General features: G+C 62.3%; 15 protein-coding genes. 9 read left to right on the forward strand and 6 right to left on the reverse strand.

The window, feature by feature from the left end; all coding sequences use genetic code 11:
- The first annotated feature begins 172 nt into the window (after window positions 1–172).
- The 5 genes from ACI7M0_RS07005 (at window position 173) to ACI7M0_RS07025 (ending at window position 3,180) form a co-directional block, all read left to right on the forward strand.
- Entirely contained in the window at window positions 173–430 is a 258-nt protein-coding gene (locus ACI7M0_RS07005; protein WP_003254632.1) for a DUF2790 domain-containing protein, read from the forward strand.
- Window positions 431–620: 190 nt separating this feature from the next.
- A complete protein-coding gene (locus ACI7M0_RS07010; protein ID WP_129933498.1) occupies window positions 621–1,046 on the forward strand; it encodes a nuclear transport factor 2 family protein in 426 nt (141 codons plus the stop codon).
- A gap of 44 nt (window positions 1,047–1,090) precedes the next feature.
- On the forward strand, window positions 1,091–1,435 hold the full coding sequence (locus tag ACI7M0_RS07015) for a YciI family protein (RefSeq protein ID WP_014590052.1): 345 nt from the start codon (window positions 1,091–1,093) through the stop codon (window positions 1,433–1,435).
- Between the two features lie 21 nt (window positions 1,436–1,456).
- Complete coding sequence (locus ACI7M0_RS07020) at window positions 1,457–1,942, forward strand: SRPBCC family protein (protein ID WP_010955227.1); 486 nt, start codon at window positions 1,457–1,459, stop codon at window positions 1,940–1,942.
- Complete coding sequence (locus tag ACI7M0_RS07025; RefSeq protein WP_129933500.1) at window positions 1,942–3,180, forward strand: RNA polymerase sigma factor; 1,239 nt, start codon at window positions 1,942–1,944, stop codon at window positions 3,178–3,180. The genes ACI7M0_RS07020 and ACI7M0_RS07025 overlap by 1 nt, the downstream gene beginning before the upstream one ends.
- A 118-nt stretch (window positions 3,181–3,298) precedes the next feature.
- Here ACI7M0_RS07025 and ACI7M0_RS07030 read toward each other — a convergent pair whose 3' ends face one another.
- Entirely contained in the window at window positions 3,299–3,769 is a 471-nt protein-coding gene (locus ACI7M0_RS07030) for a MaoC family dehydratase (protein WP_003254624.1), read from the reverse strand.
- Window positions 3,770–3,803: 34 nt separating this feature from the next.
- Window positions 3,804–4,748 (reverse strand): alpha/beta hydrolase, encoded by a 945-nt coding sequence (locus tag ACI7M0_RS07035; RefSeq protein WP_129933502.1) that lies wholly within the window; start codon window positions 4,746–4,748, stop codon window positions 3,804–3,806.
- Between the two features lie 218 nt (window positions 4,749–4,966).
- Between ACI7M0_RS07035 and fadD2 the strand changes: the two genes are divergently transcribed.
- Window positions 4,967–6,655, forward strand: coding sequence for a long-chain-fatty-acid--CoA ligase FadD2 (gene fadD2 / locus ACI7M0_RS07040; RefSeq protein ID WP_070096457.1), 1,689 nt, complete (start codon window positions 4,967–4,969; stop codon window positions 6,653–6,655).
- Window positions 6,656–6,986: 331 nt separating this feature from the next.
- Window positions 6,987–8,684 carry a long-chain-fatty-acid--CoA ligase FadD1 gene (fadD1, locus tag ACI7M0_RS07045; protein WP_014590057.1) on the forward strand — a complete coding sequence of 566 codons (1,698 nt, stop codon included), beginning with the start codon at window positions 6,987–6,989 and terminating at the stop codon, window positions 8,682–8,684.
- A 527-nt stretch (window positions 8,685–9,211) separates the two neighbouring features.
- On the opposite strand, the gene ACI7M0_RS07050 is transcribed toward fadD1, so the two are convergent.
- From ACI7M0_RS07050 to ACI7M0_RS07060, 3 genes are all read right to left on the reverse strand, one after another.
- On the reverse strand, window positions 9,212–10,270 hold the full coding sequence (locus tag ACI7M0_RS07050) for an IS110-like element ISPpu11 family transposase (protein ID WP_405314606.1): 1,059 nt from the start codon (window positions 10,268–10,270) through the stop codon (window positions 9,212–9,214).
- A 138-nt stretch (window positions 10,271–10,408) separates the two neighbouring features.
- The gene (locus ACI7M0_RS07055; protein WP_129932892.1) at window positions 10,409–11,716 is read right to left on the reverse strand and encodes an FAD-binding oxidoreductase; all 1,308 of its coding nucleotides are present in this window, start codon (window positions 11,714–11,716) and stop codon (window positions 10,409–10,411) included.
- 24 nt (window positions 11,717–11,740) lie between these two features.
- The gene (locus ACI7M0_RS07060) at window positions 11,741–13,105 is read right to left on the reverse strand and encodes a glutamine synthetase family protein (RefSeq protein WP_010955221.1); all 1,365 of its coding nucleotides are present in this window, start codon (window positions 13,103–13,105) and stop codon (window positions 11,741–11,743) included.
- A 458-nt stretch (window positions 13,106–13,563) separates the two neighbouring features.
- Here ACI7M0_RS07060 and hrpA point away from each other — a divergent pair, with 458 nt between their 5' ends.
- A complete protein-coding gene (hrpA, locus tag ACI7M0_RS07065; protein ID WP_129932891.1) occupies window positions 13,564–17,469 on the forward strand; it encodes an ATP-dependent RNA helicase HrpA in 3,906 nt (1,301 codons plus the stop codon).
- 174 nt (window positions 17,470–17,643) lie between these two features.
- Window positions 17,644–18,765, forward strand: a complete 1,122-nt coding sequence (locus tag ACI7M0_RS07070) for a beta-ketoacyl-ACP synthase III (RefSeq protein WP_049587008.1) — start codon at window positions 17,644–17,646, stop codon at window positions 18,763–18,765.
- 200 nt (window positions 18,766–18,965) lie between these two features.
- Here the strand turns inward: ACI7M0_RS07070 and ACI7M0_RS07075 are convergent, their stop codons facing one another.
- Window positions 18,966–20,210: a putative porin gene (locus ACI7M0_RS07075; protein ID WP_003254615.1), complete on the reverse strand. Its 1,245-nt coding sequence runs from the start codon at window positions 20,208–20,210 to the stop codon at window positions 18,966–18,968.
- Window positions 20,211–20,320 lie beyond the last annotated feature (110 nt).

The raw sequence follows: 20,320 nt of genomic DNA on the forward strand, positions 1-20,320 counted from the left end.
ACTACGGGGTTCAACTATTGCTGGCCGGGAGTAGAATTTTGTTCATCCCCCCTGGCAGTACGAAGCGGGATCGGTACTTCGTGCCATCTAGACCCTAGATGACAACTTCTCCGCGCCGGATACGGCAATAGAAGTCAATCGATCAGCTTGAACGCTCAAAAGGCAAAACCACATGAAACCATTACTGATTCTTGCATTGGTCGGTATGTCCTCGTTCGCCCTCGCCGATGAGGCCAAACCCGTCTCCAGCGAGCCTGTGGCTCAGCAGTACGACTACTCGATGAACCTGGACATCAAGCGGGTGATCAACCTGTCGACCATCCCCAATGTCTGCGAAGTGGTACCTGCGACCATGACCTATGAAGACCATCAGGGCCAGGTGCACACCATTCAGTACCGGGCCATGGGTGAAGGTTGCCAGCAGGGTTGACTGGCGGTGCCCGCCACAGGGGCTGAAAGCGCTGTGGCGGGCACTTGCTGGCCCTGACGCGATCTCCCGAGTGCTCCGCCTATACAGAATAATTTCCCCGCCTGTCGAATCCTCCGCTTACCGTTCGACCATAGCTGAAGGCACGCTTCACACCGTGCCCCAACCCCTATGATCTGTCGGAGGTACCCCGATGAGCACCGCAGCCGAATCCGAAATCCGCCAATTGATCGAGCACTGGATGCAAGCCGTGCGCGATCGCGACATCCCGCGCATCATCGAACCCTACGCCGACGATATCGTCGCCTTCGATGCCATCCAGGCTCTGCAATTCAAAGGCAAGTCGGCCTACACGGCGCACTGGGAAATGTGCATGGGCATGTGCACCGGCCCCATGGTGTTCGAACTTGCCCAACTCACCGTGCACGCCGCAGGCGATCTGGCCCTGGCCCATTGGCTGAACCGCTGCGGCCCAGGCGACGACGAAAGCCAGTGCGGCTTCATGCGCGCCACGGTGGGCTATCGTCGTCAAGGCGGCCAGTGGCAGGTAATCCACGAACACTGGTCGGCGCCTTTCGACATGGAAACGCAAAAAGCCCTGTTCGATCTCAAGCCCTGAGCCGTTATCGCCAAACGCACTTTGCCAATACCCTGGAGGCGACCATGAAATACCTGTGCCTGGTCTATTGTGACGAGGGGCTGTTGCACAGCCTGCCCGACAGCCCGGCAGACGCCGAATGCATGGCCTACGCCGAAGCCATTCAGGGTTCCGGGCGCATGCTGGCGGCCGAGGCGCTGAAGCCGGTGCAGACGGCCACCACGGTACGCATGCGCAACGGACACATGAGCCTGACAGACGGCCCGTTCGCCGAAACCAAGGAGCAACTGGCGGGCTTTTACCTGGTGGAGGCCCGCGACCTCAACGAAGCGCTGAATATCGCCAAGGGCATCCCTGCCGCGCGGGTTGGCAGTGTCGAGGTGCGACCAGTGCGCGAGCTGCAACCCTGACAGCCAAGGAGAACCATCAGCATGAGCCTTGCACCCATTGCCCAGGCGCAACACGAGTTGTCCATCAGCCGCCTGATCGACGCACCACCGGCCAAGGTATTTCGCGCCTGGACCGAACCCCAGTGGCTGATGCAGTGGTGGGGGCCGCACGGCATGACCACCCCGGAGTGTGAGATGCAACTGTGGGCCGGTGGCCTGTTTCGCACCCTGATGCGCGCGCCGGATGGCTGCGAGTACCCCAACCAGGGCGTCTTTCTGGAAATTGCCGCGCCACGCCGGCTGGTGTTCACCGATGCCTTCGGCCCCGGTTGGGTACCGTCGGACAAGGCCTTCATGACTGCCGTGATCAGCTTTGACGAGGAACAGGGCAAAACCCGCTACACCGCCCGTGCCTGGCACTGGAATGCCACCGACTGTCGGGCCCATGAAGAAATGGGCTTCCACCAGGGTTGGGGAGAAAGCCTGGACCGCCTGGTGGAGGTGGTGACCCAGCGGATGCCCGACTGATGGCCGCACTGGCTCAGGTGCGCGCCGAAGTCGAGGCGGTGTACCGGCAGGAGTCGCGGCGCATACTGGCGACACTGATTCGCTTGCTGGGTGATTTCGACCTGGCCGAGGAGGCCATGCATGATGCCTTCTTCATTGCCGTCGAACGCTGGCAACGCGACGGTATCCCCGCCAACCCGCGAGCGTGGCTGGTTTCTGTCGGGCGCTTCAAGGCCATCGACGCGCTGCGCCGGCGCGTCCGCTTCGACCGCTCCCAGGCGGACTTGAGCATGCTGCTGGAGGGTCAGGCGCAGGACCCCAGTGAAGAAGAGCTGCTGGCGGATGACCGCCTGCGGCTGATCTTCACCTGTTGCCATCCGGCCTTGTCGGCCGACGCTCAGGTGCCTTTGACGCTTCGCGAAGTCTGCGACCTGACCACCGAGCAGATCGCCCGCGCCTTTCTGCAAAGCCCAGCCACCATCGCCCAGCGTATCGTGCGCGCCAAGGCCAAGATCCGTGACGCGGGCATACCGTACCAGGTACCGGAGCTGAATGAGTTGCCCGAGCGCCTGGAAAGCGTGTTGCGGGTGATCTACCTGGTGTTCAACGAGGGCTATTCGGCGTCATCGGGCGAGACACTGCTGCAGCAGGCGCTGAGCGATGAAGCCATTCGCCTGGCGCGGTTGCTGGTGCAGTTGCTGCCCGACCCGGAGGCGGTCGGCCTGCTGGCGTTGATGTTGCTGCAGGCGTCCCGGCAGCGGGCGCGCATCGATGGCCAAGGCGATTTGGTGGTTCTGGAGCAGCAGGATCGTAGCTTGTGGGACCGGCAGTTTATTGCCGAAGGCTGTGCTCTGGTGCGCCAGGCCCTGCAGAGCCGTGCGTTCGGGGCCTATACCGTCCAGGCGGCGATTGCTGCCGTGCATGCCGAAGCGGCGACGGCTGAAGAGACGGACTGGGGAGAGATCGTCGGCCTGTATGACGTGTTGCAGCGGTATTGGCCATCAGCGGTGGTGGCGCTGAACCGGGCGGTGGCGCTGGCGAAGCGGGATGGGCCGGAGGTTGGCCTGCGGGAAGTCGAAGGGATTCTGGCGCGGGGGGACTTGCTGGACTATCACCTGGCACATGCGGCGCGCGCCGAGTTGCATTGCCAGCTGGGGCAGGTAGAAGAGGCGCGAGCGGCCTGGCAGCAGGCGCTGGCCTTGACCCGACAGGCGCCTGAGCGGCGGCATATCGAGCGGCGTTTGCAGGCTATCGAATGATGTGGGGGTGCCGGCTCTTTGCGGGCCAGCCCATATCCCACAGGATGCCCGCTAAATCAACGAGTTAGCGGGTTACCCAGGAGAGCAGCCTTGAAGTAGGTGCTGGCTGCATCACACTTCAGCTCGCCACAAAATTCGGCGGCGACACCAGCTCGACGGTCTGCTGCTTGCGCGGCGCCAGGATCTCGGCTTCACCCGCGACCACCAGCTCGTCGTTCTGGTTGTAGACGTTGGTGGCGATGCGCACCTTGAACTTGGGCAGCTTCTCGAGGATTTCCAGGCGCACGGTCAGGGTGTCGCCGATTTTCACCGGTTTCTGGAAGCTCATCTGCTGGCCCAGGTAGATGGTGCCAGGGCCAGGCAGGGTGCAGGCCACTGCCGCACTGATCAGCGCGCCGCTGAACATGCCATGGGCAATACGTTCGCGGAACATGCTCTTGGCGGCGAACTCGGCATCCAGGTGAACCGGGTTGTGGTCACCGGACATCGCAGCGAACAGTTGGATGTCGCGTTCTTCAACGGACTTCTTGTACTCGGCCTTCTGGCCGACTTCGAGGGCTTCGTAAGGCGTGTTGGTGACCTGGGACATCGATGCTTCCTTAAGCGTTGGGCGAGGGCGGCTATCATTCACTGCGCGCAGGGCGGCCAAGGGCCAGCGCCTGTTCCAGCCAGCCGAGAATATCGGCGATGACCTCGCCACGGTTGGTTTCGTTGAGTACTTCATGCCGCGCCTCAGGATAGATGCGCAGCTGTACATGTCGGTTGCCGGTCGCGCGCAGGGCGTCGGCCAGATGGGTGAGACGCTTGCCAGCACTGACCGGATCACATTCACCGCCAATCACCAGCATCGGCAGGTTGGGATCGATCTGCGCGAGGTTACCCGGCTGACTGATCTGCGCCAAGCCTTGCAGCAGATCGAGCCACAACTGGTTGGTGCAGCGAAAGCCGCACAACGGGTCATTCACGTACTGATCGACCTCGCCCGGGTCGCGGCTGAGCCAGTCGAAGGCCGTGCGGTTGGGCTTGAAGGCGTTGTTGAACGAACCGAAGGACAACCATTCGATCAGTGCACTCTTGCCCAGTGGCCCCTGGCGCCAGGACTCCAGCCGGGCAATCAGCCGCGCAAAGCGGTACAGCAGGGCCGGTTGGTAGTTGGAACCGCTGAGGATCGCCCCGTGCAGGCTGCCACTGTGATGCAGCAGGTACGCCTGGGCGATGTAGCTGCCCATGCTGTGGCCGAACAGGAACAGCGGCGTGCACGGGAACTGCTGGCCGATGTGCTGGGCCACACACCCCAGGTCATTGACCACGGCATTCCAGCCATGATGGCGGGCGAACAGGCCGAGGTTGCCCAGTTCGGCAGTGCGCCCGTGGCCACGCTGATCGGCAGCGAGCAGGGCAAAGCCGGCCTCGCTCAGAGCCTGGCCCAGGCGCTGGTAGCGCCCGGCATGCTCGGCCATGCCATGGGCCAGCAGCACCACGGCCTTTACCGGTGTGGCCGGCAGCCATTGGTGTACGTACAGGCTGCAGTGCTCACTGGCGGGCAGCCAGAAGGCGTCGTGGGGCATGGCGGGTCCTTGTGCGCGCGGTTACCCGAACAGTGTATGCACAACCGGCCGGATTGCAGGAGGGGCACAAATAAGATTCACAATGTTAATGGCGGCACTTGGCGTATATGCCACCTTGGGTTTACCTGCTAACGTCGAATCAACGCCTTTTCGCCGGCAGGCGGTCAGGTAAAGGACTAAAGGACGCAGTGCAGGTCCAGGCAGAGGAACAATAATAAATGCAAGCCGACTTCTGGAATGACAAGCGCCCGGCAGGCGTGCCTTCCACCATCGACATCAATGCCTACGCCTCGGTCGTCGAGGTGTTCGAGCGCTCCTGCAAGCGCTTTGCCGACCGCCCGGCGTTCAGCAACCTGGGCGTGACCCTCAGCTACGCGGAACTGGAGCGCCATTCGGCAGCCTTCGCTGCCTGGTTGCAGCAGCACACCGACCTCAAACCGGGTGAGCGCATCGCTGTGCAGATGCCCAATGTGCTGCAGTACCCCATCGCCGTCTTCGGTGCCATGCGCGCCGGGCTGATCGTGGTCAATACCAATCCGCTGTACACCGAGCGCGAGATGCGCCACCAGTTCAAGGACAGTGGCGCGCGTGCGCTGGTGTACCTGAACATGTTCGGCAAGCGCGTGCAGGAGGTGCTGCCCGATACCGGTATCGAGTACCTGATCGAGGCAAAGATGGGCGACCTGCTGCCGGCCGCCAAGGGCTGGCTGGTCAACACCGTGGTCGACAAGTTGAAGAAGATGGTGCCGGCCTACCGGTTGCCCCAGGCGGTGCCGTTCAAGCAGGTGCTGCGCGAGGGCCGCGGGCTGTTGCCCAAACCGGTGTCGCTGAACCTCGATGACATCGCGGTGCTGCAGTACACCGGCGGCACCACCGGCCTGGCCAAGGGCGCCATGCTCACCCATGGCAACCTGGTGGCCAACATGCTGCAGGTGCTGGCCTGCTTCTCGCAGCACGGCCCCGATGGGCAGAAGCTGCTGAAGGACGGCCAGGAGGTGATGATCGCGCCGCTGCCGCTGTACCACATCTATGCCTTCACCGCGAACTGCATGTGCATGATGGTCACCGGCAACCATAACGTGCTGATTACCAACCCGCGGGATATTCCCGGCTTCATCAAGGAGCTGGGCAAGTGGCGTTTCTCTGCCTTGCTGGGCCTCAATACCTTGTTTGTCGCACTGATGGACCACCCGGGCTTCCGTCAGCTGGACTTCTCGGCGCTGAAGGTCACCAACTCTGGTGGCACCGCGCTGGTCAAGGCCACCGCCGAGCGCTGGGAAGACCTTACCGGGTGCCGCATCGTTGAAGGCTACGGCCTGACAGAAACCTCGCCGGTGGCCAGCACCAACCCCTACGGCCAGCTGGCGCGTCTGGGTACGGTGGGCATCCCCGTGGCGGGTACTGCGTTCAAGGTCATCGATGATGATGGCAACGAACTGCCGCTGGGCGAGCGGGGCGAGCTTTGCATCAAAGGCCCGCAGGTCATGAAGGGTTACTGGCAGCAGCCCGAGGCAACGGCCCAGGCACTGGATGCAGAAGGCTGGTTCAAGACCGGTGATATCGCGGTGATCGACCCGGACGGCTTCACCCGCATCGTCGACCGCAAGAAGGACATGATCATCGTCTCGGGCTTCAACGTGTACCCCAACGAAATCGAGGATGTGGTGATGGGGCATCCCAAGGTCGCCAACTGTGCGGCTATCGGCGTGCCGGACGAGCGTTCCGGCGAGGCGGTCAAGCTGTTCGTGGTGCCGCGCGAGGGGGGGCTGAGCGTTGATGAGCTGAAGGCCTACTGCAAGGCCAACTTCACCGGCTACAAAGTACCCAAGCACATCGTGCTGCGCGAATCGTTGCCCATGACGCCGGTGGGCAAGATTTTGCGGCGGGAGTTGCGCGATATAGCGTGATACCGGGATGGCTTCTTCGCGGGTAAACCCGCTCCTGCACCGCCCAATGTAGGAGCGGGTTTACCCGCGAATGCCTTAAACCGCTCTAACAGGCTCTATACAGCCTTATCTGCGACATTTTGGATAATTACTCTAAAAATGACCTGTATTGTTCATTGAGTCATTTTTGTGACCATAAGGCCTGTTTTGGCCTCTAGGCGACCCCAGACAAAGCTGTTACTCTCGGCCCGCTTCCAGATGATCCGGTTTGCAACGAACCGTCATCTCATATCAATAATAAGCGCATCGACGCGTGAATCGAACTTCGCTGTTGCTGAAGGAGTGGGCTTCCATGATCGAAAATTTTTGGAAGGATAAGTACCCAGCCGGGATTACGGCGGAAATCAATCCTGACGAATTCCCCAATATCCAGGCAGTACTCAAGCAATCCTGCCAACGCTTTGCCGACAAACCGGCCTTTAGCAACCTGGGCAAGACTATCACTTATGGCGAGTTGTATGCGTTGTCGGGGGCGTTTGCCGCCTGGCTGCAGCAGCATACCGACCTCAAGCCGGGTGACCGCATTGCCGTGCAACTGCCCAATGTCCTGCAATACCCGGTCGCGGTCTTCGGTGCCATGCGTGCCGGGCTGATCGTGGTCAACACCAACCCGCTGTACACCGCGCGGGAGATGGAACACCAGTTCAACGACTCGGGTGCCAAGGCCCTGGTGTGCCTGGCCAACATGGCCCACCTGGCCGAGAAAGTGGTGCCCAAAACCAAGGTCAGGCACGTTATCGTCACTGAAGTGGCCGACCTGCTGCCGCCACTCAAGCGCCTGCTGATCAACAGCGTGATCAAGTACGTGAAGAAGATGGTGCCGGCCTACAACCTGCCACAGGCCGTGCGTTTCAATGACGCCCTGGCGCTGGGCAAGGGCCAGCCAGTGACCGAAGCCAACCCGCAGGCCAACGACGTGGCGGTGCTGCAGTACACCGGCGGTACCACCGGTGTGGCCAAAGGCGCCATGCTGACCCACCGCAACCTGGTGGCCAACATGCTGCAGTGCCGTGCACTGATGGGCTCCAACCTGCACGAAGGCTGCGAAATCCTCATCACCCCGCTGCCGCTTTACCACATCTATGCTTTTACCTTCCATTGCATGGCGATGATGCTGATCGGCAACCACAACGTGCTGATCAGCAACCCGCGAGACTTGCCGGCGATGGTCAAGGAACTGGGCAAGTGGAAGTTCAGCGGCTTTGTGGGCCTCAACACCCTGTTCGTTGCCCTGTGCAACAACGAGGCGTTCCGAGCCCTGGATTTCTCGGCGCTGAAAATCACCCTGTCGGGCGGTATGGCCTTGCAGCTAAGCGTGGCCGAGCGCTGGAAGGCCGTTACCGGTTGCGCCATCTGCGAAGGCTATGGCATGACCGAAACCAGCCCGGTGGCGGCGGTGAACCCGTCGGAAGCGAACCAGGTGGGCACCATCGGTATTCCGGTGCCGTCGACCCTGTGCAAGGTCATCGACGACGCCGGCAATGAGTTGCCGCTTGGCGAAGTGGGCGAGCTGTGTGTCAAGGGCCCGCAGGTGATGAAGGGCTACTGGCAGCGTGAAGACGCCACGGCCGAGATTCTCGACAGCGAAGGCTGGCTGAAGACCGGCGACATCGCGGTGATCCAGGCGGACGGCTACATGCGCATCGTCGACCGCAAGAAAGACATGATCCTGGTCTCGGGCTTCAACGTATACCCCAACGAGCTGGAAGACGTGTTGGCGGCCCTGCCGGGCGTGCTGCAGTGCGCAGCCATCGGTGTGCCGGACGAGAAGTCGGGTGAAGTGATCAAGGTCTTCATCGTGGTCAAGCCGGGCATGACCGTGACCAAGGAGCAGGTGATGGAGCACATGCGTGCCAACGTTACCGGCTACAAGGTACCGCGCCACATCGAGTTCCGCGATTCGCTGCCTACCACCAACGTGGGCAAGATCCTGCGCCGCGAACTGCGTGATGAAGAGCTCAAGAAGCAAGGCTTGAAGAAGATCGCCTGACCATAAGCCTGCACGCTCAGTGTGGGCGCGGCCTCGTGTCGCGAAAGGGCCGCGACGCGGCCCTGGGATTTCGGCGGCGATGCATCAATGGCTGGGGGCGCTTTGCGCCCCTTTCGCGACACAAGGCCCCACAATAAGATGCGGCGCCGTCTTAACACATTGTGAGCCTCGGTAGGAGCGGGTTTACCCGCGAATACGGTAGTGGCGACAACGGTGAACGGCGGGTGGAGTTCGGTCAGCAGGGCCGGCCCTTTCGCGGGTAAACCCGCTCCTATGTATGGACTCGCCCACACTGTCTAGCTGCTTTTTTGAACATAGGAACCCGGTTGCATCTATGTATCAGGCCTGTTCGAGGAAGCTTTTTGCTTCTGGCCAACATCGTGGTGAGCTCGCAGTGTGCCGTTTACATTGAGGCCACTATCAGGCCTGTAGGAGCGGAGGCATCGGTCTGCGACGGTCTTACCTAGGGTCAATGTTCACTAGCAGGGGTTGGAGCGCCTAGCGCCCCGGTGGCATTACCCGGTGGGTCAGAGGCTCATAGCCGCCTCCGGTTTTTCGTTCGGTTTGCGTTGGTAAACCTGATCGCTCTGTAACAGGGCCCAGATAATCCGCAGATTTCGATTAGCCAGCCTGATCGCCGCCTCCTTGCGCCCAAGGCGGGATAGCCAACGCAAGAGGCGGCGATCATCTGGCTGATCGGAATCAGGCCTTAGCTGGCTCAAGACGGAATGCGCGCCCTGGATCATCAGGCTGCGTATGTAGCCGTCACCGCGCTTGCTCATCTTGCCCAATCTGATTTTGTTTCCGCTGCTGTGCTGATCGGGCACGATACCGAAGAAGGCGGAATACATTCGGCCACTGGCGAAGCGGCTGGGGTCGGTCTGTTTCGCCACGATCGCCGTGGCAATGATAGGGCCGACGCCGCGAATGGTGATCAGTCGCTGAGCGACTTTATCCTCTTGGGCAGTCGCTTCGAGCCGGCGGCTCAGCGCCGCTATGCGTTCACCTAGAGACAACCAGTCCATCAGCAACTCATCGAGCAACTCGCGCAACAGGTCGGGTAGAGGCAAGGAAGCATCCTCAAGCGCCTGAGGCACATGCTTATTGATCGCGGCATCGCCCTGGGGCATGGATACGCCATGCTCAAGTAGCAAACCACGGATCTGATTGCCCAGCGCGGTATGTCGCTTGATGTTACCGCGCCGGATACGGTGCAGCGCTTGAATAGCCAGTGCTGTGGTGCTCTTGATCGGTATCGAAGCGATGCTCGTATCGCGACCGGCACGCAAAATGGCATAGCAGTCGTTACGATCGTTCTTTGCACCGCTGCGATGTTCGGCGACACGTTGCGCCGGCAGGATGCGAACCGGATTACCTTTGGCCTGCAGCAGCCTGGCCCAGGCTTGCGCACCTGGACCGCACTCCATCAAGACGGCCACGGTCGTTGGCAGCCTGAGCAGGAAATCATGGAACGCTTGGCGGGATTTGATGCGATCTTCGTAGATCACCCGCCCAGTAGCGTCCTCGCCTGCTAATTGGAAGACCTGTTTGGCCAGGTCTACGCAGATGGTTGTGCAAAGCTCCACATCAGTGGAAGACAGGGAATCGTGTTTCGAACTATGCTTTTTCATGGTCTCGCCCTCGCTGCCGTTGGCTTCTTCGAACACCACCGTGGCACTGTGATGCCTCGGCGGGGGCGAGTCCATCGATTACATCCGCGCAACTCAGCGGAGCTTCTCGAGCATCTGGTAATACCACATCCCCGCCGCCAGCAGCGGGTTCCCCAGCAAGTCCCCCATCGGCACTCGCACATGCTTGCACTGGGCGAAGGTGTCGAACTTCTCCAGCGTCCCGGTCAACGCTTCGGCCATGATCTCGCCCATGATGTGGCTGGTGGCGATGCCGTGCCCCGAGTAACCCTGGCAGTACCACACGTTGTCCGACAGCTTGCCCAGCTGCGGGATGCGGTTGACCACGATGCCCATGGCGCAGCTCCACTGGAACTCGATCGGCACCCCCTTCAATGCCGGGAAGGTGCGTTCGATGCAGGGGCGCAATTCGCCTTCGATGTCGCGTGAATCCTTGCCTGAGTAGTTGGCACCGCCGCCGAACAGCAGGCGCTTGTCGGCCGTCAGGCGGTAGTAGTCGAGGACGAAGCGGCAGTCGTACACCGCCAGGTCCTGCGGGTTGATCTGCTCGGCCAGCTCACCCAGCGGCGCGGTGGTGACGATACCGCCCATGGCCGGGAAGATCTTGCCCTTGAGCTGGCGCTTTTCCAGCTTGTGATACACATCGCCGGCCAACATCACCTGGCGTGCCTCGACCCGGCCGTGGGCGGTAACCACCGCCGGGCGCGGGCCATGGACGATGTCCAGCACTTCGGAATTTTCGAATATCAGTGCACCCAGGCCATGCGCGGCACGGGCTTCGCCCAGGCACAGGTTGAGTGGGTGCAGGTGCAGGTTGCGCAGGTTCTTCAACGCACCCAGATAAAGCGGGCTTTGCAGATGCTCGGCCACTGCAGCGCGATCGAGCAATTGCACCTGATCGCCCATGCCACGGCGCCGCGCTTCGGCCTCGAACGCACGCAGTTCGTTCATGTGCGAAGGCTTCATGGCTGCATGCAGGTGGCCACGCTTGAGGTCGCAATCGATGCCATAGCGCGCCACGCGCTGCTCGATCACCTGGTGCCCGCGCCAGCGCAAGTGCCAGATGAAGTCGTCAACTTCGGCGCCCAGGTGGTTGCGCATCTGCGAGCGCATGGCCTCGTCGCCCGACAGGCTGCCGGTCACCTGGCCGCCGTTGCGCCCGCTGGCGCCCCAGCCGATACGGTTGGTTTCGACGATGGCGACCTTCAGGCCGCGCTCGGCCAGTTCAACCGCCGTGGCCACGCCCGTAAAGCCACCGCCGATGATCGCCACATCCACCTGCACCGTGCCCTTGAGTTGCGGGTACGCAGTTTGGTCGTTGAGGGTGGCGCTGTAGTAGGACGGCGCGCGTTGCGCCGGGCCGTTGTTCAATGCTGCGTTCATGGGTGTTCCTTGTTTTGTAGGGGCTCAGGCCTGGTGCAGGTACCAGCGCCAGTCCTGTTCGCTGACTTCGGCCATGAACTGGCGGTACTCGGCGCGCTTGACCTTCAGGTACACGCCAAGGAAGTCTTCGCCCAATGCTTCACGGGCCCAATCGGAATGTTGCAGGGCGTCGAGTGCGGTCAGCCAGTCAGTGGGCAGGTGTTCGGTGGCCTGGGCATAGCCGTTGCCTTCAACGGGCGCGCCTGGGTCAAGCTGTTCGCGGATGCCCCAGTGGCTGGCAGCAAGGATCGCCGCTGCAGCCAGGTAAGGGTTGGCATCTGCGCCACAGATGCGGTGCTCCACATGGCGGCTGTTGGCAGGGCCTCCTGGCACACGCAGGCTCACGGTGCGGTTGTCCACGCCCCAAGTTGGCGCCAGGGGCGCATAGCTGTTGGCCTGGAAGCGGCGGAAGGAGTTGGCGTTGGGGCAGAACAGCAGCAGCGAGTCGCGCAGGTGGCGCAGCATGCCGGCCACGGCCTGGCGCAGCAGCGGGGTGCCGGCCTTGTCTTCGCTGGCGAACAGGTTGTTGCCGGCGCTGTCGGCCAGGCTCAGGTGCATGTGCATGCCGGTGCCGGCCAGTTGGGCGAATGGCTTGGCCATGAAGCAGGCCTGCATGCCGTGGGCATGGGCCACACCTTTTACCAGGCGCTTGTAGCGCACCGCCTGGTCCATCGCCTGCAGCGCATCGCCATGCTCCAGGGTGATTTCCACCTGGCCCGGGGCGTACTCGGAAATGGCCGTGCGCGCCGGGATGCCTTGGGCCTTGCAGGCAGCGTACAGGTCGGCGAGGAACGGTTCGATCTGCTCCAGTTCGCGCAGGCCATAGACCTGGGTGCTGCGGGGGCGGCCGCCATCGTTGTCCAGTGCCGGTTGTGGGCGGCCCTGGGCATCACGCTGCTGGTCGAGCAGGTAGAACTCCAGCTCGCAGGCCATCACCGGGTGATAACCATCGGCCTTCAACGCTTCGATGGTGCGCAGCAGCACATGGCGTGGGTCAGCGATGCTGGCCGGCAGCCCCTCGCTGGGGTGCATGCTCACCTGCACTGCGGCGGTGGGCACCCGGCGCCAGGGCAGGCGCACCAGGCTGCCGTCAAGCGGGTAGGCACGGCAGTCGATATCGCCGACGTCCCACACCAAGCCGGAGTTTTCCACATCGTCGCCATTGAGGGTCAGGCCAAGGATGGTGCTGGGCAGTGGCCGGCCTGTCTGGTACACGGCCAGCAGTTCCTCGCGGTGCAACAGCTTGCCGCGTGGCACACCGTTGGCGTCGAGGATGAACAGTTCGAACAGCTCGATATCGGGGTTGTCGGCCAGAAAACGGGTAGCCTGCTCTACAGGGGCAAAGTGCATGATCAATTCGCTCATAGACGCGCAGGGCCACCGCGCAAGCAGGCGGCCCGGTTGAGTCAAACGGCCAGACGCTGGCCGGGTTTGGTCACAATGGCGTGAGCGAGGTGTCCGGTGGGCGCGCGTGACGGCAGTGCCACAAGGCCCAGAAGGCGAGGATGATGTGGACCAGCGGATTTTCCCCGGCACGGCTCCGGGCCTTCGGCAGCGAAGGGCGGGACGACGGTGGGGCGATGGGCTGGGCGGGAGTCATGCCTTTGATACTCACATGCGGCGTAAGGTTGATTAAAGCAGTGAATGGCAACCTTTACATCGCACTTGGCTAAACATTCGTGCTGAAAGCATCACGGTCAATGTGGGAGCGCGCAGGCAGCAGAGAATCCGCAAATCTGCGACAATCGCCCGACTTTCCGAATGCCGATCATGAAAAAGCAGGCTCACCTGCATCACTAAAAAGCCCCATGACTGACCACGCCATCGACAAACTGCTGCAAAACCTCGACCACGCCATGATTGCCGACCGCCATCGCCTGCGCCGGCAACTGCACGAACTGCGCAAGCGCCCCGACGAGGCGAAGCTGGCGCAATGGGTGGAGAAGGTCCAGGCCTCCTGCGCTCAGGTCACCGCGCGTCAGCAGAGCGTGCCGACCGTACGCTACGACGACAACCTGCCCATCGCCGCCAAACGTGACGAAATCAAGAAGGCCTTGGCCGAAAACCAGGTGTTGGTGATCGCCGGCGAAACCGGCTCTGGCAAGACGACCCAGTTGCCGAAAATCTGCCTGGAGCTTGGCCGTGGCAGCCATGGGTTGATCGCCCATACCCAGCCACGCAGGATCGCAGCGCGTAGCGTGGCCGCGCGAGTCGCTGAAGAGCTGGGCACGCCCTTGGGCGCGCTGGTCGGCTACCAGGTGCGTTTCGAAGACCAGAGCGATTCCAACACCTTGGTCAAGCTGATGACCGACGGCATTCTCCTGGCCGAAACCCAGCATGACCGCTTCCTTGAACGCTATGACACGATCATCGTCGACGAAGCGCACGAGCGCAGCCTGAACATCGACTTCCTGCTCGGCTACCTGAAAACGTTGCTGCATCGCCGACCGGACCTGAAACTGATCATCACCTCGGCCACCATCGACCTGGAGCGCTTCTCCAGGCACTTCGACGGTGCGCCGATCATCGAGGTGTCCGGGCGCACCTTCCCGGTGGACACCTGGTACCGTCCGCTGACCAGCGAACAGGACGAAGAGGGCAACCAGATCGAGGATGACCTCACCGTCGATCAGGCCATCCTTGCCACCCTCGACGAGCTGGCGCAGCACGAACGCAGCGAGGGCAAGGGCCCGGGCGATGTGCTGATCTTCCTGCCGGGCGAGCGGGAAATCCGTGATGCCGCCGAGATCCTGCGCAAGGCGCAACTGCGCCATACCGAGATTTTGCCGCTGTACGCGCGCCTGTCGCCGGCCGAGCAGCAGCGTATCTTCCAACCGCACACCGGGCGCCGCGTGGTGCTGGCCACCAACGTCGCCGAAACCTCGCTGACCGTGCCTGGCATCCGCTATGTGATTGACACCGGTACTGCGCGCATCAGCCGCTACAGCTACCGCGCCAAGGTCCAGCGCCTGCCGATCGAGGCCGTGTCACAGGCCAGTGCCAACCAGCGTAAAGGCCGTTGCGGCCGGGTCGAGCCGGGCATTTGCGTGCGTCTCTACAGCGAAGAGGACTTCAACAGCCGGCCAGCGTTTACCGACCCGGAGATTCTGCGCACCAACCTGGCGGCGGTGATCCTGCAGATGTTGCACCTGCGCCTGGGCGCAATCGATGCCTTCCCGTTCATCGAGCCGCCGGATGGCAAAGCCATCAGCGACGGCTTCAACCTGTTGCAGGAGCTTTCGGCGGTCAACCGCGAGAACCAGCTGACGCCAATTGGCCGCCAGCTGGCGCGCTTGCCGATCGACCCGCGGCTGGGCCGCATGCTGCTTGAAGGCGCGCGCCTGGGCAGCCTGCAGGAAGTGCTGATCGTCACCAGCGCGCTGTCGGTGCAGGACCCGCGTGAACGCCCTCCAGAACGCCAGCAGGCCGCCGATCAGGCGCACGCACAGTGGAAGGACGTGGACTCGGACTTCGCTGCGCTGGTCAACCTGTGGCGCGGCTTCGAGGAACAACGCCAGGCGCTGACCGCCAACCCGCTGCGCAACTGGTGCCGCAAGCAGTTCCTGAACTACTTGCGGCTGCGCGAGTGGCGCGATGCTCATCGTCAGTTGGCGCTGATTTGCCGTGACCTGCAGCTGACGGTGAACAAGGAACCGACCGATTACCAGAAGATGCACAAGGCAATCCTCAGCGGGCTGCTCAGCCAGATTGGCCAGAAGACCGAAGAGGGCGACTACCAGGGCGCCCGTCAGCGGCGCTTCTGGGTGCATCCTTCGTCGGGCCTGGGGCGCAAGCGCCCGCAGTGGGTCATGGCTGCCGAGCTGGTCGAAACCACCAAGCTGTATGCGCGCATGGTGGCCAGGATCGAGCCGGACTGGATCGAGCCGCTGGCCGGCCACCTGATCAAGAAAAACCATTTCGAGCCGCACTGGGAGAAGAAGCGCGGGCAGGTGGTGGCCTACGAGCAGATCACGCTCTACGGGCTGATCCTGGTCGGCCGTCGGCCGGTGCACTACGGCCCGATCGACCCGGCGACCTCGCGCGAGCTGTTTATCCGTGAAGGCCTGGTGGGTGGCGAAATCCAGTCGCGGGCCAAGTGCCTGGCGGCCAACAAACGCCTGCTTGAAGAGCTGGACGAGCTGGAAGCCAAGGCTCGCCGGCGTGACATTCTGGCTGACGAAGAAACGCTGTACGCTTTCTACGAAGCGCGCCTGCCGGCGGAAATCCACCAGACGGCGACCTTCGACAGTTGGTACCGCATGGGCAGCCAGAAGGACGCCAACCTGCTGATCATGCGCGAGGAGGACGTGCTGGCCCGCGAGGCCAGCGAAGTGACCGCCGCACAGTACCCCGACAGTATGCAGGTGGGCGATCTGCGCCTGCCGCTGAGCTACCACTTCGAGCCCGGCCACCCCCGTGATGGTGTGACGGTGCGGGTGCCGGCACCGCTGTTGCCGAGCCTGCCGGGCGAGCGCCTGGAGTGGCTGGTGCCGGGCCTGCTGGAGGCCAAGTGCGTGGCGCTGGTGCGCAACCTGCCCAAGGCCCTGCGCAAGAACTTTGTCCCGGTGCCAGACTTCGTCAAGGCTTCGCTGGCACGCATGACCTTCGGCCAAGGGGCGCTGCCTCAGGCCCTGGGCCAGGAACTGCTGCGCATGACCGGTGCACGTGTGTCGGACGAGGCCTGGGACGAGTCGGTCAACCAGGTCGAGGGCCACCTGCGCATGAACATCGAAGTGGTCGATGGCCAGGGCAAGTTCCTTGGCGAAGGCCGCGACCTGGCGGAACTGACCGCGCGCTTTGCTGCCGCCAGCCAGGCTGCCCTGGCCGTGCCGCGTGACGCCAAGGGTGAGCAGCCGGTGCAGGCCAAGGCCTTCAGCGAAGTGAAGCAGACCGCCCAGCAGAAGATCGCCGGCCTGTCGATGACCGTGTACCCGGCACTGGTGGAAGACAACGGCACTGTGCGTGAAGGGCGTTTCTCGACCCAGGCCGAAGCCGAGTTTCAGCACCGCCGCGCCTTGCAACGGCTGTTGCTGCAGCAACTGGCCGAGCCAGCCAAGTTCCTGCGCGGCAAGCTGCCGGGGCTGACCGAGCTGGGCCTGCTGTACCGTGAAATGGGGCGGGTAGAAGCGCTGGTCGAAGACATTCTGCTGGCCAGCCTGGACAGTTGCATCCTTGAAGGCGAACAACCGTTGCCACGTGATGGCGCGGCCTTGGCCGCGCTGGCTGAACGCAAGCGCGGCAGCTGGGCCGAGCATGCCGAGCGCCTGGCAAGGCAGACCCTGGAAGTGCTGAAGCTGTGGCATGGTCTGCAGAAACGCTTCAAGGGCAAGATCGACCTGAGCCAAGCGGTGGCACTGAACGACATCAAGCAGCAGCTAGGCAACCTGGTGTACCCGGGCTTCGTACGCGAAACGCCTGGGGTGTGGTTCAAGGAGTTGCCGCGTTACCTCAAGGCGGTTGAATTGCGCCTCGAGAAACTCGGCTCGCAAGTACAGAAGGACCGGGTGTGGAGCGGCGAGCTGGCCAATTTGTGGGCGCAGTACAAGGCCCGTGCCGACAAGCATGCCCAGGAAGGCAAGCGCGATGAGCAACTGACCGTGTACCGCTGGTGGCTGGAAGAATATCGAGTGTCGCTGTTTGCCCAGCAGTTGGGGACCAAGGTGCCGATTTCTGACAAGCGATTGAGCAAACAATGGAGTCAGGTGGAAGGCTAACCTCCATTATTTGTGGCAAACTTTGGGGCGTTAGGGGCCGCTTTGCGGCCCTTGGCGGATAAGCCCGCCGCGCGGGGGTAAACGTATGCCCCTGAATTGGCACTAAAGTGCCATTAACCTGTCATGTTTCCAGCCAGCGCCCTGTGGCGATGGCCTTTGACCAGAGGAACGACCGTGCATAACGTCGTGATCAGCGGCACCGGCCTGTACACCCCGGCCCAGAGCATTTCCAACGAAGAGCTGGTGGCTTCCTTCAATGCCTGGTCGCAGCAGTTCAACCAGGACAACGCTGCCGCCATCGAGCGCGGTGAAGTCGAGGCGGCGCCGCTCTCCGACGCGGCGTTTATCGAAAAGGCCTCGGGCATCAAGAGCCGCTTTGTCATGGACAAGGCCGGTATCCTCGACCCGCAGCGCATGAAGCCGCGCCTGCCCGAGCGTAGCAACGATGAACCGTCGGTGCTGTGTGAAATGGCCGTGGCCGCTGCCCGCCAGGCCCTGGAGCGCGCAGGCCGGACGGCGGCTGATGTCGACGGGGTGATCGTCGCCTGCTCCAACTTGCAGCGCCCTTACCCGGCGATCGCCATCGAAGTGCAACAGGCACTGGGTGTCCAGGGCTTTGCCTTCGACATGAACGTGGCCTGCTCGTCGGCCACCTTCGGCATACAGACCGCCGCCAACAGCGTAGCGCTGGGCCAGGCGCGGGCGGTGCTGATGGTCAACCCCGAAGTGTGCACCGGCCACCTCAACTTCCGTGACCGCGACAGCCATTTCATTTTTGGCGATGCCGCCACCGCCGTGTTGCTGGAGCGTGCCGACCAGGCCACTTCGGCGCACCAGTTCGACATCGTCAGCAGCAAGCTCTGGACTGAGTTCTCCAACAACATCCGCAACAACTTCGGCTTCCTCAACCGTGCGGCGGAAGAGGGCGAAGGCGCTGCGGACAAGCTGTTCATCCAGGAAGGCCGCAAGGTGTTCCGCGAGGTGTGCCCGAAGGTGGCCGAGCTGATCGGTGAGCACCTGCAGGAGAACGGGTTGCAACCGGGCGACGTGAAGCGCTTCTGGCTGCATCAGGCCAACCTCAGCATGAACCAGCTGATCGTCAAGAAACTGTTGGGGCGTGAAGTGGCCGAGGAAGAGGCACCGGTGATTCTGGACCGTTACGCCAATACCAGCTCGGCGGGGTCGGTGATTGCCTTCCACCTGTACCAGGATGACCTGGCCAAGGGCTCGTTGGGCGTGTTGAGCTCGTTTGGTGCGGGGTATTCGATTGGTAGCGTGATTCTGCGCAAGCGCTGATTCATCAGGCGCCTGTTACGGCCTCTTCGCGGGCTTGCCCGCTCCCACAGGTACAGCACAGTTCTCAAGGTCTGTGGTGATTCTGTGGGAGCGGGCAAGCCCGCGAAGGGGCCGGCGCATTTCACACAGGCAAAAAGAAGCGGGAAACGCCGGATGGGGTCGGCGTTTCCCGCTTCAGGTGAAGCAGAGCAGGGTGTTGCTTAGAACTTGGCTTCCAGATCAACCTGCAGGGTGTCGACGTCAGCATTGCTGTTCGGCAGCTGCGACAGGTCGGTCTTGGCCATCAGGTAGGCAGCACCCAGGGAGAAGTTCTTGTCGATTTCGTAACCGACCTTGAACTTGTGACCACGCGAACCGGTGTAGCCGTTGCCGAAGTCCGAATCGGTGAACAGGCTGACCACCGCGTTACGCTGCACATCGCGGTAGTTGTAGTCCAGGCTCCAGGCACCCATTTTGGTTTTCAGGCCAGCCAGCCAGGCCTGATCTTCGCCGTCGGTGCTGTCGGTGTTCTTCACGTACTGGCCATAGGCCGACAACGGAATGGCCAAGCCAGTGAAGTCGATCTGGCCAAAGCCTTCCACCAGATTGAACTCGTTGGTGGTGTTGCCGAACGACTGCAGGATGGCGGCTTCCTTGTCGTTGTCGTAACCATAGATGCTGGCACCCACGGTGAGCTTGAGCACGTCGGCCGGCGCGAACTTGGCGCCCAACTGGCCGTGGTAGACCTGCGCATCGTGCTTGTACTGGACGCCGTCACCATCGACGTTGTCCTTCAGGGTGTACTGACCGGCGCTGGCAAAGACTTCGGCCCCGCCCAGGTCAGCCTTGTAAGTGGCCGCCACACCTTCCGGGTTGATGTCGCTATCCCAGATGATGTCGCCCATGCTCACCCAAGGCTGTTGCATCTTGCCGCCAATCAGGTGCAGGTTAGGGACTGCAGTCGGGTGCCAGTCGAGGTAGGCCAGGTCGACCCACAGCGACTTCTTGTCGAAGTAGTTGTCGAAGCTCTGGTTGGTCGAACGTCGGTCAGCGCTGCTGCCAGTGGCGATACGGACCCCAGCGTCGACCTGCGGGTTGATCTCGCTGTAGAAACCGACACGGGCACGTACCCGCTGGCGGTCCTGGTTGCCGCTGCTGCTGTTCGGATCGTCGACGTTGACGTCTTCGTAACGCAGGCGCACGTCACCCTTGATCTGGGTCTTGGCGGCCCATGCCACTTTTTGTTCAAAGGAGCTCATGCGTTCGGACTGAGCTTTCTGGTCGGCCTTTTCCTTGGTTTCTTTTGCCAGGTCGCCCTGCAGTTCGTTGTACTGCGCCTGGTTGATCGAGCCATTGGCGCGGAGCATTTCGAGCAGCTTGGCGTCGACAGCAGCACTGGCCGGGGCACTCAGGGCCAGCATCATGCCGGTGAGGCTTACTCCGGTAAGTGTGGAAACAAGACGCATAAGGTTCTCCCTACTGAAAAAAATGGGGGAGGCTCAAGCGCCTGCCCCTGCGTTGGCATGTCTTCGGAAAGGGCCTGAATAGACAGGTTCTAGGGTTCCGGAAAACAGGC

The organism is Pseudomonas sp. 10(2024) (assembly GCF_045164175.1).
In the GTDB taxonomy this organism is placed as follows: domain Bacteria; phylum Pseudomonadota; class Gammaproteobacteria; order Pseudomonadales; family Pseudomonadaceae; genus Aquipseudomonas; species Aquipseudomonas alloputida.